This window comes from Photorhabdus sp. RW14-46, assembly GCF_963887965.1.
GTDB lineage: Bacteria > Pseudomonadota > Gammaproteobacteria > Enterobacterales > Enterobacteriaceae > Photorhabdus > Photorhabdus laumondii.
Map to the genome: position 1 here is coordinate 1 of NZ_CAWPHH010000026.1, position 16,381 is coordinate 16,381.

Annotated in this window: 13 protein-coding genes and 1 pseudogene; 4 read left to right on the forward strand and 10 right to left on the reverse strand. The window is 42.6% G+C overall.

What is annotated here, in order from left to right; genetic code table 11:
* Nucleotides 1-29: 29 nt before the first annotated feature.
* From AACQ38_RS17660 to lptM, 8 genes are all read right to left on the reverse strand, one after another.
* The gene (locus AACQ38_RS17660; RefSeq protein ID WP_165578717.1) at nucleotides 30-998 is read right to left on the reverse strand and encodes an IS30-like element ISPlu1 family transposase; all 969 of its coding nucleotides are present in this window, start codon (nucleotides 996-998) and stop codon (nucleotides 30-32) included.
* A gap of 972 nt (nucleotides 999-1,970) precedes the next feature.
* Entirely contained in the window at nucleotides 1,971-2,921 is a 951-nt protein-coding gene (gene corA / locus AACQ38_RS17665) for a magnesium/cobalt transporter CorA (RefSeq protein ID WP_011148706.1), read from the reverse strand.
* 95 nt (nucleotides 2,922-3,016) lie between these two features.
* On the reverse strand, nucleotides 3,017-5,179 hold the full coding sequence (gene uvrD, locus AACQ38_RS17670; protein ID WP_011148707.1) for a DNA helicase II: 2,163 nt from the start codon (nucleotides 5,177-5,179) through the stop codon (nucleotides 3,017-3,019).
* Nucleotides 5,180-5,245: 66 nt separating this feature from the next.
* Nucleotides 5,246-5,962 (reverse strand): 5-amino-6-(5-phospho-D-ribitylamino)uracil phosphatase YigB, encoded by a 717-nt coding sequence (yigB, locus tag AACQ38_RS17675; protein ID WP_011148708.1) that lies wholly within the window; start codon nucleotides 5,960-5,962, stop codon nucleotides 5,246-5,248.
* Nucleotides 5,962-6,873 (reverse strand): tyrosine recombinase XerC, encoded by a 912-nt coding sequence (gene xerC, locus AACQ38_RS17680; protein WP_011148709.1) that lies wholly within the window; start codon nucleotides 6,871-6,873, stop codon nucleotides 5,962-5,964. Before xerC ends, yigB begins: the two co-directional genes overlap by 1 nt.
* Nucleotides 6,870-7,574 carry a DUF484 domain-containing protein gene (locus AACQ38_RS17685; protein WP_165578718.1) on the reverse strand — a complete coding sequence of 235 codons (705 nt, stop codon included), beginning with the start codon at nucleotides 7,572-7,574 and terminating at the stop codon, nucleotides 6,870-6,872. Before AACQ38_RS17685 ends, xerC begins: the two co-directional genes overlap by 4 nt.
* A gap of 32 nt (nucleotides 7,575-7,606) precedes the next feature.
* A complete protein-coding gene (gene dapF / locus AACQ38_RS17690; RefSeq protein WP_165578719.1) occupies nucleotides 7,607-8,431 on the reverse strand; it encodes a diaminopimelate epimerase in 825 nt (274 codons plus the stop codon).
* Between the two features lie 48 nt (nucleotides 8,432-8,479).
* Nucleotides 8,480-8,665 carry an LPS translocon maturation chaperone LptM gene (gene lptM, locus AACQ38_RS17695; protein WP_011148712.1) on the reverse strand — a complete coding sequence of 62 codons (186 nt, stop codon included), beginning with the start codon at nucleotides 8,663-8,665 and terminating at the stop codon, nucleotides 8,480-8,482.
* 78 nt (nucleotides 8,666-8,743) lie between these two features.
* On the opposite strand from lptM, the gene cyaY reads away from it, so the two are divergent.
* Nucleotides 8,744-9,064, forward strand: a complete 321-nt coding sequence (gene cyaY / locus AACQ38_RS17700) for an iron donor protein CyaY (protein ID WP_011148713.1) — start codon at nucleotides 8,744-8,746, stop codon at nucleotides 9,062-9,064.
* 45 nt (nucleotides 9,065-9,109) lie between these two features.
* On the opposite strand, the pseudogene AACQ38_RS17705 reads toward cyaY, so the two are convergent.
* Together AACQ38_RS17705 and AACQ38_RS17710 are read right to left on the reverse strand one after the other, a co-directional pair.
* A pseudogene (locus AACQ38_RS17705) lies at nucleotides 9,110-10,292 on the reverse strand (IS4 family transposase).
* Nucleotides 10,293-10,388: 96 nt separating this feature from the next.
* Nucleotides 10,389-12,959, reverse strand: a complete 2,571-nt coding sequence (locus tag AACQ38_RS17710; protein ID WP_011148714.1) for a class I adenylate cyclase — start codon at nucleotides 12,957-12,959, stop codon at nucleotides 10,389-10,391.
* A 598-nt stretch (nucleotides 12,960-13,557) separates the two neighbouring features.
* On the opposite strand from AACQ38_RS17710, the gene hemC reads away from it, so the two are divergent.
* From hemC to hemX, 3 genes are read left to right on the forward strand one after another with little or no spacing between them, the layout of a single operon-like run.
* The gene (gene hemC / locus AACQ38_RS17715; RefSeq protein ID WP_011148715.1) at nucleotides 13,558-14,499 is read left to right on the forward strand and encodes a hydroxymethylbilane synthase; all 942 of its coding nucleotides are present in this window, start codon (nucleotides 13,558-13,560) and stop codon (nucleotides 14,497-14,499) included.
* On the forward strand, nucleotides 14,496-15,236 hold the full coding sequence (gene hemD / locus AACQ38_RS17720; protein ID WP_165578720.1) for a uroporphyrinogen-III synthase: 741 nt from the start codon (nucleotides 14,496-14,498) through the stop codon (nucleotides 15,234-15,236). The genes hemC and hemD overlap by 4 nt, the downstream gene beginning before the upstream one ends.
* Nucleotides 15,237-15,256: 20 nt before the next feature.
* Entirely contained in the window at nucleotides 15,257-16,381 is a 1,125-nt protein-coding gene (gene hemX, locus AACQ38_RS17725) for a uroporphyrinogen-III C-methyltransferase (protein ID WP_011148717.1), read from the forward strand.

Below are 16,381 nucleotides of genomic sequence, written 5' to 3' on the forward strand. Positions count from 1 at the left end.
GGTAGATTCACATAATAAGTGCAACATCGTTAATCTGGAAGTAAACATGTTCGTATTCCTTTAAATAATTCATTCGGGGTTTTCCCACCCCGTGTTTTTCGAGGGCGATTATTTAATCGGTTTACCACAAAATTTATTTCCTGATCAGAGATTTCATTAAAATTGGTTCCCTTTGGAAAGTATTGTCTGATTAATCCATTGATATTCTCATTGATCCCTCTTTCCCAAGGCGAATAAGGGTGAGCAAAGTAAATTTGGGTTTCTAATTCTTCACCGATGATTTCATGATCTGCGAACTCCAAACCGTTATCGAACGTGATGGTCTTAACCTTTTGTTTTAACGGGTATAATACTTTCACTGCCGCTTTCGCGACTTCTGATGCCTGCTTGCTATCAAGTTTAACGATTATTGTATACAGCGTCTTGCGGTCAACCAATGTTAATAAGACACTTTTTTTATCTTTCCCTATTATCGTATCTCCTTCCCAGTCCCCAATACGTTCTTTTTTATCAACAATTTCCGGGCGTTCATCAATACTGACCCGATTTTTAATTTTACCTCTTCTTTCATAGCGACCATAGCGTTTGCGATAGGGTTTTCTGGCTATTCGCAGATGTTGCCATAAATCACCCCCCTTTCTTTTATCTTGATAAATCAGTCTATAAATCGTCTCATGATGCAAAGATATCCCTTTATGTTGCTTCAAATAATCAGCCACCTGTTCAGGGCTTAAATCTTTCCAAATTAACCGTTTTATCCATCTTTTTACTTCCGGCGTTATTTTCACGGCTTTCTTAGCAAAATGACGACGCGCCAATACCTTCAAATGAGCCTGTTCAGGGCAGTATGTCTGGACTTCTTGATTTCTCTTCAATTCTCTGCTGATGGTCGATGGGCTTCGCTTAAGTGACTCCGCAATAAAAAGCTGTGAAAAACCCGCTTCTTTTAAACTGGAAATCTGGTATCTTTCTGTTTCGGTCAGTTGTGTATAGGCCATAGTGCATTTTCCTTTGGCGAGAAAGATGCCTACTATAGCAACTGACCGCCCTTCTGAAAAATTGCACTTATTAGTCGAATCCGCCATAGAAAACAATAATAAAAACTTCTTTTAAAACGAAAATTACTCCAAGTTATATATTCAATCATAGATTATATAAATCATATAGAACTAGCATTTAAGCATTTAAGCATTTAAGCATTTAAGCATTTAAGCATTTAAGCATTTAAGCATTTAAGCATTTAAGCATTTAAGCATTTAAGCATTTAAGCATTTAAGCATTTAAGCATTTAAGCATTTAAGCATTTAAGCATTTAAGCATTTAAGCATTTAAGCATTTAAGCATTTAAGCATTTAAGCATTTAAGCATTTAAGCATTTAAGCATTTAAGCATTTAAGCATTTAAGCATTTAAGCATTTAAGCATTTTATAATAATGTCAAGGTTGTTTCCATTCAATAATCAATATTTTAAATAATAATAATAANCATTTAAGCATTTAAGCATTTAAGCATTTAAGCATTTAAGCATTTAAGCATTTAAGCATTTAAGCATTTAAGCATTTAAGCATTTAAGCATTTAAGCATTTAAGCATTTAAGCATTTAAGCATTTAAGCATTTAAGCATTTAAGCATTTAAGCATTTAAGCATTTAAGCATTTAAGCATTTAAGCATTTAAGCATTTAAGCATTTTATAATAATGTCAAGGTTGTTTCCATTCAATAATCAATATTTTAAATAATAATAATAAAACCTAATGCCGCACAAAAAGATGATTAAACTATTAATGTACTGTTTTTATGTCTCTATTATAGCCGCCATAATAAAACTATTACGGCGGTCATATATACCCGTCATCTTTCAAGTTGCTTCTTTGTTGGCTGCACTCACTCACCCCGGTCACATAGTTACCTATGCTCCCGGGGATTCGTTCCCTTGCCGCCGCGATGCATCTTGAAATCCATAGGGTATATTAAAGCCAATTCTTCCGCTTAAAATAGAGATACGGCGCGAGACCGGCAGCAATCATTAAACCAATTGCGCCCGGATAACCAAATGTCCAGTGCAATTCCGGCATAAATTCAAAGTTCATGCCGTAACTGGAAGCCACCAGCGTCGGCGGCAGGAATACCACAGAAACAACCGAGAAGATTTTGATAATTCTGCTCTGCTCAATATTGATAAAACCCATTGCCGCCTGCATCAAGAAATTAACTTTCTGAAACAGAGATTCATTATGTGGCAACAGCGATTCAATATCCCGCAAGATTTCACGGGCCTGCTCTAGTTGAGCCCCCGGCAAACGGGCCCGTCGCACCAAGAAGTTAAGAGCACGCTGAGTATCCATAAGACATAAGCGAACCTTCCAGCTAATATCTTCCTGTTCAGCAAGACTGGACAAGGCAATATCAAACTCATCACCCTGTTTCCCTTCCATAATGACCCGGCTCAGGGATTCCAACACGCTGTAAATATTTTCGATAACATCAGCCAACTGTTCGATCTTGGTTTCAAACAGATCCATCAGCACTTCATAAGCATTACCATCAACTAATGTCTGATTACGAGCACGCATACGATACAATCGAAACGCAGGGAGCTCCCGCTCTCGCAACGTATAGAGACGACCATCACGAATAGTAAATGCAACTGTTGCGTTGCCAGCATGGTCTTCCGCGTCTTCAAAGTAGAAAAATGAGTGGACGTGTATCCCGTCTTCATCTTCAAAAAAACGCGCCGACGCCTCAATGTCATCCAGTTCCGGTCGGGTTGCCAGAATTTGGCCCAATTCATTTTGAACTTGCAGTCTGTCTTGCTCTGCCGGTTCAACCAAATCTACCCATAAGGAATCAGATAACTTTTCTCCCTCTTCAAACTCAAGACGGAGCAGGCGATTATTCTCTAACTTAAATGCGCTCAGCATGTATCATAAGTCTCCTTTACTCCCTACGTGATCGTAAGGCGCGAATGTTACGCTTAGAAGAAAAAGCCTGTCAACATTCAACCTGGATATTATTTTCAGACCATTTCAAGCCTGGCATAAGCAGCAACCAGCCACTTAATTCCTTCCCCTTGAAACGCGATTTGCAATCGGCTATGTTCACCACTTCCCTCCATATTGACAATGGTTCCTTCACCAAATTTAGGATGACGAACACGTTGCCCAAGAGCATAACCGCTATCATTGGCGCTAATTGGTGTACCTAACCGACTATGACTAACCGGACGAGATACTGTCGCACGTAACCGAACTTCTTCAATACATTCTGACGGCAGTTCCCCAATAAAACGAGATGGCCGATGATAAACCTCTTTGCCATATAAACGACGACTTTCGGCATAAGTGATGGTCAGCTTTTCCATTGCACGTGTCAGACCCACATAAGCCAAGCGACGCTCCTCTTCCAAACGTCCACCTTCTTCAATCGACATCTGACTTGGGAACATGCCTTCTTCCATACCAACAATAAATACCTGTGGGAATTCCAGTCCCTTCGCCGAATGTAATGTCATCAGTTGCACCGAATCCTGATAGGCATCGGCCTGCCCTTCTCCCGATTCCAGCGCAGCATGGGAAAGAAACGCCTGCAATGGCGTGAAATTTTCATCCTCATCCTGATAACTAAACTGGCGAGTCGCCGTGACAAGTTCTTCAAGGTTTTCAATACGCGCCTGCGCTTTTTCACCTTTTTCCTGCTGATACATTGCTCGCAGGCCAGAATCACGGATAATCCTGTCAGTCTGAACATGCAATGGCATATCTTCAGTTTCTGTCGATAATGCGTCAATTAGTTCAATAAAACGCTGTAAGGAAGCAGCGGCACGCCCAGCCAACACTTTCTCTTGCAGCAATATCTGACAACAATCCCACAACGTTTGCTGCCGTTCACGCGCCGCCTGGCGCACAATATCTAACGTTCTGTCACCAATACCACGGGTAGGCGTATTCACCACACGTTCAAACGCCGCGTCATCATGACGATTGGCAATCAAACGCAGGTAAGCCAGTGCATCTTTAATTTCCTGACGTTCAAAGAATCGTTGACCACCATAAATACGGTATGGCATTGATGCCTGTAACAGCGCCTCTTCCAGTACACGGGACTGCGCGTTGCTGCGGTAAAGTATGGCACAGTTTTTCAGGGCACCACCATTTTCAAGCCAGTTTTTTATCCGGCTGACCACATAACGGGCTTCATCCAGTTCATTAAATGCACAATAAAGGGAGATGGGCTCACCCTCTACCCCATCAGTCCACAAATTTTTACCCAGACGATCACTGTTATTGGCAATCAGTGTATTGGCAACTTTCAGAATATTACTGGTGGAACGGTAATTCTGCTCCAAACGGATAGTTTCAGCACCGGGAAAATCTTTCAGGAAACGCTGAATATTCTCAACTTGAGCCCCACGCCAACCATAAATAGATTGATCATCATCCCCAACAATCATCACTTTGCCTGTTTCTCCTGCCAACAGATGGATCCAAGCATATTGAATACTGTTAGTGTCCTGAAACTCATCCACTAGAATATTAGTAAAGCGGCCACGGTAATGTTGCAGGATCTGAGGTTTATTCAGCCACAACTCATGAGCTCGCAGTAAAAGCTCAGCAAAATCCACTAGCCCGGCCCGATCACAAGCCTCCTGGTAAGCCTGATAAATTTTCTGCCATGTCGCCTCAACAGGATTGCCATAACTTTCAATATGCTGTGGCCGCAATCCTTCATCTTTTTTACCATTGATGTACCACATGCCTTGACGAGCTGGCCATTGTTTATCATCCAGATTCATCGCTTTGATAATGCGTTTAAGCAGGCGATTTTGATCTTCACTGTCAAGAATCTGAAAATCCTGTGGCAAATTAGCATCCAGATGATGGGCTCGTAATAAACGATGAGCCAAACCGTGAAACGTACCAATCCACATTCCACCTTGACTGGTACCGATCAAGTTTTCAATCCGATGACGCATCTCCGCAGCCGCTTTATTGGTGAAGGTCACAGCCATAACAGAAAATGGCGAAGCCTTCTCCACCGATAGCAACCAAGCAATTCGGTGTACCAGAACCCGGGTTTTACCACTCCCCGCGCCAGCTAATACCAACATATTAGTCCGCGGAGCAGCTACAGCTTCCCGTTGTTTGTCATTCAGACTTTCGAGCAGATAGGAGACGTCCATAGTTACCATCAATTGATTAGACAGCGCCCAAAGGTTGCTGTGTTTTTATACAGAATAATTTCTTGATTATATCAATGCTGTCAAAGAAGCCAAATCGTAAATCTCAATGTGAGGCAGTAGGCGGCTTTCCATCGTCTGCAATAATTTTTTATTCTTAGTATTCATCCAGCAAGCTTGCATACCACTACCCAGCGCTCCTGCCACATCAGTATTCAAGTCATCACCAATATGTAAGATTTGCCCAAGCGCTAAACCCAGACGATCCGCGGCCAAACAGTACATATCGCTGCAAGGTTTTGCGCGTCCATCAGGGCCAGCTTGCAGCACAAATTTAAAATAAGGGGCAAGACCACAGGCGGCTGGTTCTGCATTGCCATTAGTAATGGCTACCAGTGGCATTTGTTCAGCAAGTGCCGCCAGAGTTTTATGTGTTGATTCAGGGATATCAATTCGATTACGCCAAAGTGTGAAATGCGCCATGACATCATCTGCCCCCCGATCAGCGTCTTCACGGCTAAAACCGTAATGGCAAAACATCAACTTTGAGGAGTACCAGCGCCATAAAGTCATGTCATGATAAATTTCAGGATGCTGCTCAAGTGTCAATTCACGGAAAGCACATAGATCCTGATGATTAAGGTGGCTGAACCTAGGATCATACTGCCGTACAAAGTTCAGTACTTCCTCTTCTGCCTTATCCATGACTGGATGATTATCATACAGCGTATCATCCAGATCAAATGTCATCGCTAACACTGGCGCAAGAGGCCGGTAAAAACGCATTACGATTTCCCTCGTTTGGCTCTGGGATGGGCGACATCATACACTTTTGTCAAATGCTGGAAATCTAAATGAGTATAGATTTGTGTGGAGGATAGGCTGGCATGACCCAGTAATTCCTGAACTGCGCGCAAATCACCACTGGATTCCAGAATATGAGTGGCAAAAGAGTGACGCAATTTATGAGGATGAATATGACTGCTCATTCCCTGGCGTATTCCCCACTGCGCAAATCGTTTTTGTACATTACGGGTTGATATCCGCCGCCCACGCTTTGAGACAAAAACAGCATTATCCTCCGGCTCGAATAGCTCCCGCATCGCCAACCAACGATTAAGCCATTCAACCGCGGTATGTCCCAAAGGCACCTTCCGCTCTTTACTGCCTTTACCTGAAACCCATACTTCCCCACTTTCAAGATCCAGATGCTGGCAATCAAGACCCACCAACTCCGACAAACGTAATCCAGCACCATACATCACTTCCAACATCGTCCGGTCACGCACCGATAATGGATCATTAAAATTGATATTCAGCAGTTGGTTCACTTCATCCACATCGATATTTTTCGGCAAATGACGCTTGGTTCCCGGCGTGCTGACGGTTTTACTCGGATTAACGGAAATTTCTCCTTGAATTACCTGCCAATCAAGAAAACTGCGCAAGGAAGATAAACGCAACGCCAAGTTAGCTGATTGCAAACCAGCCCGACGACTACGTGTTACCAACATTCTCACTTTCGCGGGATCAAGATCTTGCCATTGGCTGACACCCATTTCTAAAACCATCTCAGCCAATGTAGCAAGATGGCGACGATAATGGGTGATAGTCACGGGACTTAATCGACGCTCTACCCTGAGGTAGCGCAAAAATGCCTCAATCGGCTCCAGTAACTGGTCAATTTCCTGCATCATATGCGTTTAATCCAACGAGACAATATATCCGGCAATAACTTAGCCAGATGCTCAAGCATGTCAGTTCCCATGCCTTCTTGATAATGTTGATGATTCCGACTGTTAAATATCACCATACCCAGTTCGCCCCTCGTTCCCAATAGAGAGACGGCAACCGAACCGACCTGCCGAACTTGCGGCAACAACAATAGAATTTCCGGCCCATTTAGCATACCGAGATAGTGGTTTTTATTACCAAAACGCTGAATACGGATTGGTTCAAAAGCATTGCGAGAAAGCGCTAAATCAGGCGCATCAAGTGGTGCACCAATATGCCATTTATCACTGAAAAGACGGATATTGGCACTATTTAGTCCCATATTCTTAGCCCATAAACTTAACCGACTAAGCATATCTTGCAAACTCTCTGCCGCAACCAAATTAACAAGTAATTTAAGCAACTGCTCAAACAGTTGTTCGTTCACTCTCGCCTGCTCCATGAGCAGAGTTATATCTTCTTCCAGATAAGCAATACGCGTTCTCTGGCGGCTCATATACCATTCAACCAAAGAAATCGTTTCTCTCACCGGGTGAGGAACCCGCATCTGTTCAACGACACATGCATTACGGATAAAGAAATTGGGGTTTTCCAATAAATAATCCACAACAGTCTGATCATCAAGTATGTCATTGATGCTTAACTGCTCTTCTTTTTTCTCCATCTCCGATGCCCCGCAGCTCAAAACAGAATCGATTACAGATGAATTGTGCCATCATAAACGTGCATCGCCGGTCCCGTCATATAGAGCGGTTTTCCCGGCCCATCCCAACAGATAAACAGTGAACCTCCCGGCAAATCTACCCGAACATGGTTGTCGAGCAATTGCTGCTGAATACCTACTGCTACCGCTGCACAAGCACCACTGCCACAAGCTTGGGTTTCCCCAACACCACGTTCATAAACCCGTAAGCGAATATGACCACGGTTTAAAATTTGCATGAAACCAATATTCGCCCGTTCAGGAAATCTTTCGTGGCTTTCCAAAGCTGGCCCCAAAATGTCTACTTCGGCCGTTTCCACATCTGGCACTTGAATCACACAATGAGGATTCCCCATAGAGACAACACCACAAAGAACAGTTCTCTCTGCTACCCGTAAAATATAGGTTTTTTCCGCCCTTAACGCACGAAATGGCACATGATGCGGCTCAAATTCAGGCTCCCCCATATTAACGCAAACCTGATCATCATTGGTGATACTCAACACCATCCGTCCCGATTGCGTGCTGACTTTAATATCACGCTTATTAATTAATCCCTTAAGGCGGACAAAACGGGCAAAACAACGCGCTCCATTGCCACATTGTGCAACTTCACTGCCGTCAGCATTAAAAATACGATAGTGAAAATCCATATCCGGATCATAAGGTGCTTCAACAATTAATAATTGATCGAAGCCCACACCGGTATGCCTATCTGCCAAACGACTGATCAGCTCTGGTGAGAAATAAACATTTTGGGTCACAGCATCAACGACCATAAAGTCATTACCCAGACCATGCATTTTGGAGAACTGCATATCATGCTCCACCGTAAACCGTAGCGACTAACTATCGGCTTATCTCGCTTATTTCTGAGAGGTACTATCCACTTGCTGCCCTTGCTGCTCAGTATTCGCGGGAATCTGAGATGCAGTTGTTGCCTTCTCGGTCGATGGTTGTTCTGGAGGAAAATAGAGAGGACCTTTCAGTCCACAACCGGAAAGTACAAATAAGGTTATGATAGCCAGAAATCCACGTAATTTTTTCTTCATTGCATTAATGCCTGTAATTCATACGTCAATATTCTCTATAATCGCAGTTAGACCTCGAAAAGCAAATAGGAAATGAAGATGAACGACAGTGAATTTCACCAGTTAGCTGACCAACTGATACTTTATATCGAAGGGCAGTTAGATAATTATGATGGCAATGCTGATATCGACTGTGAAACCAATGGCGGTGTCATGACCCTGAGCTTTGATAATGACAGCAAAATTATTATCAATCGCCAGGAACCTTTCCATCAAATCTGGCTGGCAACAAAAGGCGGTGGTTATCATTTTGACTACAAAGAAGGTCAGTGGATTTGTGACCGCAGCGGGGACAATTTTTTAACCATGCTAGCATACGCCATCACCGAACAAAGTGGCGAACAGTTCAGTTTCCCATAATTGAACCTACCCCGCATCGCGCTGAAGGATCCCCACAAATCAGCGCTAATAAATCAAAACCATACTTTGGTAGATTTTGGCGAGATGCTTGAGGGTTTTATTAAGCACTATTTCAAATAATATTAGCGGGGAATGGCGTAAGACATTCTCTGCTAATGTCAGATGAGAGATAACTCTTCTTGATTTAATACTATTTGCCTGATAATTAAGATGTATTCCTTTATTTTCGGCATAAAAACCAATCAGCCAAAGTACAACCGAACTCAGTGTAGCAAGTAGACTCAATACTGATAAACGACCAGCCCCGTGGCTATAGACCAAATCCAAAACGTTCACTCTTTTCATCCCTAAAATTTTGCTCTATTTGCATTCTTCGGCTGTAAATTTTCATCACCTGACGAGGTTTAAAATCATCCATACTAGTAAAAATAAGCCAAGGCTCCATTGCTGCCGAACGCCCATCTTTGACCTGAGATTTTCGCACCATTCGATATCGTGATTTTTTGAATTTTCTACCTTTATTCGGTCTTTTATGAAGATAAAAATAACCATCGCAACGTGCATATTCTGCTTTTGATAATGTACCAAACCCTAAAAACTGTGGGGTTGTAGTGGCTTTTAAAGCTTGCCGTTTAAACCAAAGCTCACCCTATTTTTCAAGTCTTAGTTGAGTATTGCCTCGAATGCGTCCGACAAAATCCCAACCGAGCGTTTTTATATGTTTGAACCATGCATTTTGAAAACCTGCATCCGTAACAATAATTACTCTGGCTTTAGGGTTAACAGCACGCGCTAGCCTGTCAAGAAATGCATTTTGTATCGTTACATTTTGTTGTTCACATGAGGGAACTATTTGACTTAACAAAGGAATTGAGCGTCCATCGCAAATTAAACTCGCACGGAGCACATGGTGTTCTTGTGACGGATATCCACTCCAATCAACAGCAATGACACACAGCGACAGAGACTCAGTGAGCATTGAAATAATGTTGCGAAAGATATCAGGAATATCCCTATGAAGAGCTTCATTACCGAGTAGCCGGTCAATACGTTTAATTTTATGTTTGACGTGAGCGTTTCCGGGTAAAAAGCGCCCAATGCTGGTTAACGTAAGAAAAGCACCATTAATCAAAGCGATAGTGGCATCGATTAATGCATTCTGACGATATTTATGAAAGGGTGATAAAGCATCTTTAAAGAAGTTATGACATACTTCACGTACAGGCATAGCAGTGACCTTATTGACTTGGTGGAACAATCAGTAGATCACATAACGCTATGCCTGTCTATTTTCTGGGGATTCCTCAGCGCATCGCGGGGTAAATCAGTAATGTGACACAGAACGATAAAGTTCTGGCTGCTCTTCATTTTCCCCATCATGAGCCACACACAAATGTGAAAAAGATGATCCACTAAATGGAATCACCTGAATCTGGCCTTTCATTTGCACAATCTGATAAAACTGTGGCAAGTTAAAGTTGATAAAACTTGATCCATAGGTAAACCGATCATGAGATGAAGAATAAAACCGACTGACGTCGCGTACCAATTCTTCCTTACTTCCCTCGCAATGAGAATAAATTTCTACCCGGTTGGTTTCATCCAGAATATAAATATTAAAACTTTGATTATCTTGCGTATTTTCGAAGAAAAATTGAATAATACCCTCACTGGCAAAGCCATCAACCACCGCGGGTAAATGTGTCTCTTTGGTATTAATTTTCACCGGCAACCCATGCAATTTGTTATTAGAGATTGCCCCATAGAATTCCACGGCATTTTCCAATTTCTGCACAGATACGTTAAGACGTTCAAAGAACAGCCCCCAAGTCTGGCCGGCAATACGTAATGCTTTAAAACGACCTGGGTCCTGACGATTGCTGGATAAACGTAATTCAATACATTCAGATACCAGTTGCTGGATCCGAGTTCGAATAAGCCCTCGTAAATGTTCGCTGTAACAGAACACTTCAACCGCCGCTGGCGGCGCAGCATCTTGATGCATTTTGCCCAGTATGGTCTTCAACGCTTCCAGCACAGATTGCCCACCACTAAAGTGTAAGGTCCTCACTTCATTCCATGAATTACGATAAAGTAAGTCAATGCTTTCCACCAAACACTGTTGCGATTCACCAAAACTGAATACATCAAGCTTACGGAAATCAAAATGTACAACCTGATTGGAGAACTCAGCGGTCGGATCTTTCTCCAGATTGACAATTATTGCCAAATGACGAATTTCACACGGGCTATAGAGTGCTTTCGGTGTCGGTGATGGCAGGCGGATAGGAAAATGAGTAGAAATATCATTAATCAATTCATGCAGCTTCAGCTCATCACATTGAGTTTCGCCATGATGAATATGGATACACGATTTTTCTGTTAACAAGCCGTTAAAGTAGGTCCACGACACCAGTTTATTGAGATAACGATTATATTCCAGAGGTTGATGACCAATGATCGATCCAATAGCCGGAGCCTGATTGTAGAGATACCAACCGCTACGGTTTGCACGCCCTTGAGGAACATAAATAAATGTTAAATTTTTCTCTGATAGATCTGGCGAAATTTGCGGATTAACCAGCGTTACTTTCCCTGGCAATGCTTCAAATGCAGCATAAAGTTTACGCGTCAGCACACCAATATCCTGTGGACTGGCACTGACACTCAGATTATTACGGCGGGCAAAACGGATAAGATTACGATAGCTCTGCATCATGGTATCGAGCAGTTCATTATGCGCATCACGAACCTGTTCAATTTTCCATAAGTTGCGGTTATCCAAAATTTTCAACCGCTCTGGATCCCACTTCCACTCATAGATCAGTTGGGTCAAAACCTGGCGTCGCCAGCCAATGCAGCCTTTATCATCTTGATTTAGAGAGAGTTTTTCACAAACTTTTAAATAAAAACATCGACGTATTAGATCTAAACGGGTCGTATCATTAATTTCAATCAGATAACGGGTAACACGCTCAAGCATCATGCTGTATGCGTCAAGGCCAAAGGAAACTATTTCACCTGCATGTAGGCGCTGTTTCATCTCCATTGCCAGTAACTTACCATTGGGATATTCCCAAGAATACGCTTCCAGTAACAAGCTTTTTAATACGGCTTTATAAGGGGAATCGATACTTTTGTAGAGTTGCCATAAGCTAGCACCAAAGTACTCTTCAGCAGATAGCTCACCCAATCCACCGAGATCAAGCCACTCATTTGGCGTCAGAACACCTTGCGCATAAAGCGATAAAACATATTCATCATAATGGCGTTCTTCTTCTACAGGCACCATTTCCCATAACAAACGCTTACCCGCCATACGTACAGCGGTACGATAAAATTCATCAAGTAACAGAATATGCTGAGTAGAGCCGCAATCCTCACCACCGAGGCTACCACTCGCATTGTGGCGAAAGCGGTTTTCATCAATAAGAAAAAAATTGACTTCAATACCAAGCGCTGCCGCCCACTGCTCAATAAGCGTACACTTACGTTGCAGCAAAAGGCGCTCATCATTATCAAGCCATGACTGATGACATACCCAGATATCCAAATCAGAACAACCGCTCTGCCCGATTGATGAAGTACTGCCCATTGAGTAAATACCGGTAATAGGAAGTTCACCATTGGCAGGCTGTTCTATGAAGTGATCTAATTTATTTTCTAAATCATTAAGATAAGATTTTTGTGCTTCATCATGCACGAAAAAACATACGCCATAGGGAACATTACCGTTAATGTAACCTGGCATCATCGAATGATGATAGTGCAATAATACTGGCAGTAAACTGTATACCTGTTTAAATTCCGCACTCATGGCGGTAGAGGCGCGTTCTAACCTGAGTTGGTTTATCGCATCCAGTCTCTGCTTCAGTGTTTCGATATAAAGGTACAAGACGTCTCGCCCGATTGAGTTCCAGTGCCCAGATAAATCCCCCGTTTCCGGCTGTTATAGCTCTATGGAATTATTTAGAATGATTTTTACCAATTTATTACCGGAAACGTGATCAATTTAACACCTTGTCGATAAACCGTAAAGTCAGTAAAGCAATTGAATTCGATGTCTTATCGTACGAAAAATCAAATAATACATTGTTATATATAGAAATAATCAAAAAACCCATACCATTTATACCCTCATTATATGAAAGAAATTTTCTCTGCCCATTTTTTCAAGTTAATGTGCGTAATATCTTGTTATCATCAACCCTACAGAAATGACTCCGTTGGCTATATTTTAATTAATGATTTTTTCCATTCGGGATTCTTTAATTACAGAAATAATTTACTGGAAAAGTTAATTCATAATTAAATCAATTTACTTTCATCAATATCAAAATAATTTAAAAAATTAAAATTTATTTTATGCTTTAACATAACCGGCATCTCTTCTTCTCAGCTCCTAACTGGAAAAAAAACAGCCGAAGTGTTAAAACGAGTGTTATGTTTTTTCATTTATTGACGGCTGAAAAGCCTGAGAAATACAACCAGCTATGTCAACTAAAACCATCCGTATCGCAACCCGCCAAAGCCCTTTAGCTATGTGGCAAGCGCTGTATGTTCAGCAAAAACTGCAACAATGTCACCCAGATCTGGAAGTTCAACTGGTTCCAATGGTAACCCAGGGCGATGTCATTCTGGACACGCCTCTGGCAAAAATCGGAGGAAAAGGGCTGTTTGTCAAAGAGTTAGAGTTAGCTCTACTTGAAGGCCGAGCCGATATCGCCGTCCATTCAATGAAAGACGTCCCGATCTCTTTTCCTGAGGGGCTAGGTCTGGTCACTATTTGTGAACGTGATGATCCTCGTGATGCTTTCGTCTCTGTGAAATATCACTCTCTGGATGAATTGCCAACAGGCAGCATCGTTGGCACATCAAGTTTACGCCGCCAGTGTCAACTCCGTGAATTACGTCCTGATCTGATTGTCCGTGACCTTCGGGGCAATGTTGGAACCCGCCTGAACAAGTTGGATAATGGTCACTATGATGCAATCATCCTTGCCGTCGCAGGATTGAAAAGGTTAAAACTGCATGAGCGTATCCGTACGCCGTTGACGGCAGAACAATCATTACCTGCCGTTGGTCAAGGCGCGGTAGGAATTGAATGCCGCCTAGACGACCAACAAACACAAACTCTGTTAGCACCATTAAACCACTATGATACAGAAGTTTGTGTTCTTGCCGAACGTGCGATGAATACCCGACTGGAAGGAGGCTGCCAAGTACCAATAGGTAGCTATGCTATCTGGCAGGACGGGAAAATCTGGTTACGGGCATTAGTTGGCGCACCTGATGGTAGCGTTATTATTCGCGGTGAGAGAACAGCTTTACCAAAAGATGCCTGCCAGGCAGGGGTTGAATTGGCAGAAGAGTTGTTGGAACGGGGAGCACGGGAAATTCTAACCCAAGTTTATCGAGGAAATCCCTCCACATGAGTATTCTGGTGACTCGCCCTGCTCCTGCCGGAGAGGAACTAGTCAGAAGGTTACAGGCTGCGGGAAAAACAGCTTTCAGCGCACCTTTAATCAATATTCACCCAGGTTCAGAGCTGCCACAGCTAGCTGAGAAGCTTAACCCTCTAAATACCCGTGATATGGTATTTCTATTGTCAAAAAATGCAGTTTATTATGCAAACAATCAGTTAAATAAAATTAATCTGTTATGGCCCGACAAGCTGATTTATTATGCTATCGGCAGATCAACCGCTCTGGCTTTTCATCAACTAACGGGTATGAATGTTATCTGGTCATCAGAGGGTGAGACCAGCGAAATCTTGCTAAAACTACCATCGCTACATCAGGTTGAAAATAAACAAGCTTTGCTGCTCAGAGGAAATGGCGGGCGTGAACTTATTGCCCGGACGCTGACAGAAAGAGGTGCCACAGTTGACTATTGTGAATGTTATTTCCGCCAGCCCGTAGACTACCCGGCAGCAGAATTCAGTGCCCACTGGCAAAAGTATGGAGTACAAACTTTAGTTGTAACCAGTGGCGAAATACTGCAACTGTTATATAACTTAATACCCGAAAGTGATCGAAACAGGTGGTTATTGCATTGCCGCCTGATTGTGGTAAGCGAACGTCTTGCACATGCCGCCCGAAATTTGGGCTGGCAGGATGTTAAAGTTGCAAAAAGTGCAGATAACGACGCCTTAATTCAGGCACTAGAATAAACTGACATGGGATGCCCACTATGACGGAGCAAAAACAGTCCTCCGAGACAGTTGAACAAACAAAAACTACGGTTGAAAACTCGCAACAGCTCGAAACCGCGCCTCAAAAGCAAGAACGTTCTGGCACGCTAAAAAACATAATTGCTATTGCAATCATGCTGGCAATCGGTGGCGGTCTTTATTATTACGGACAGCAACAAAGCCATTTACTGAGTACAGAGAACCACGAGCTACGCCAACAACTGGAATCATTGAAACAACAACAATCACAGGATAAACAGCATATTGAAGCGCTGTTTAAAGAACAATCACAGACTTTAAGCCATTTTTCCGCACAAAATGAGCAACTGGGTCATAGTCTACAAGAGTTACAGGCCAAAATCTCTGCGTTATCCAGTTCTGATGTAAAAAGCTGGCTACTAGCACAAGCTGATTTTCTGGTCAAAATGGCAGGCCGGAAATTATGGAATGATCAAGATATAGTCACCGCCGCTGCTCTGCTGAAAAATGCAGATGCCAGTCTCTCTGAAATGAATGATCCAAGCCTGATTGAAATCCGTCGTGCAATTACACAAGACATCAGTACATTATCTGCCATTAGTCAGATTGATTTTGACGGCATTATCCTGCGAGTTAATCAGCTTTCTAACCAAGTAGATAACCTGCGTCTGGCTGACAATACAACCGATGGTTCGCCAATGGACGAAGATAATGATGAATTAACCGGTACATTATCTGAATGGCGCCAGAATCTGAGCAAAAGCTGGAAGAGTTTCATGGATAATTTCATTACCATCCGTCGCCGGGATACCGCAGCAGAGCCATTACTGGCACCAAATCAAGATATCTATCTACGAGAAAATATCCGAGCCCGTCTGTTGATTGCCGCCCAAGCAATACCCCGTCATCAAGGTGAAGTTTTTAAACAATCATTAGAAACAGTTTCAACTTGGGTTAGAGCTTACTTTGATATCAATGATCCCAATACCAAAGCATTCCTGGAAGAAATTGATTCATTAAGCCAGCAGCCTGTTTCCATAACTGCTCCAGACCACCTTTCAAGCCAGCCTTTACTGGAAAAACTGATGCAAACCCGGGTTCGCAGCTTACTTTCCCAATCTTCTGAAACTAATCAGGAGGGTTAA

What these genes read in the sequence shown, in the direction of transcription:
- AACQ38_RS17660 (WP_165578717.1), bottom strand. Translation starts at nt 998, where the DNA reads ATGGCCTATACACAACTGACCGAAACAGAAAGATACCAGATTTCCAGT.
- corA (WP_011148706.1), bottom strand. Translation starts at nt 2,921, where the DNA reads ATGCTGAGCGCATTTAAGTTAGAGAATAATCGCCTGCTCCGTCTTGAG.
- uvrD (WP_011148707.1), bottom strand. Translation starts at nt 5,179, where the DNA reads ATGGACGTCTCCTATCTGCTCGAAAGTCTGAATGACAAACAACGGGAA.
- yigB (WP_011148708.1), bottom strand. Translation starts at nt 5,962, where the DNA reads ATGCGTTTTTACCGGCCTCTTGCGCCAGTGTTAGCGATGACATTTGAT.
- xerC (WP_011148709.1), bottom strand. Translation starts at nt 6,873, where the DNA reads ATGATGCAGGAAATTGACCAGTTACTGGAGCCGATTGAGGCATTTTTG.
- AACQ38_RS17685 (WP_165578718.1), bottom strand. Translation starts at nt 7,574, where the DNA reads ATGGAGAAAAAAGAAGAGCAGTTAAGCATCAATGACATACTTGATGAT.
- dapF (WP_165578719.1), bottom strand. Translation starts at nt 8,431, where the DNA reads ATGCAGTTCTCCAAAATGCATGGTCTGGGTAATGACTTTATGGTCGTT.
- lptM (WP_011148712.1), bottom strand. Translation starts at nt 8,665, where the DNA reads ATGAAGAAAAAATTACGTGGATTTCTGGCTATCATAACCTTATTTGTA.
- cyaY (WP_011148713.1), top strand. Translation starts at nt 8,744, where the DNA reads ATGAACGACAGTGAATTTCACCAGTTAGCTGACCAACTGATACTTTAT.
- hemC (WP_011148715.1), top strand. Translation starts at nt 13,558, where the DNA reads ATGTCAACTAAAACCATCCGTATCGCAACCCGCCAAAGCCCTTTAGCT.
- hemD (WP_165578720.1), top strand. Translation starts at nt 14,496, where the DNA reads ATGAGTATTCTGGTGACTCGCCCTGCTCCTGCCGGAGAGGAACTAGTC.
- hemX (WP_011148717.1), top strand. Translation starts at nt 15,257, where the DNA reads ATGACGGAGCAAAAACAGTCCTCCGAGACAGTTGAACAAACAAAAACT.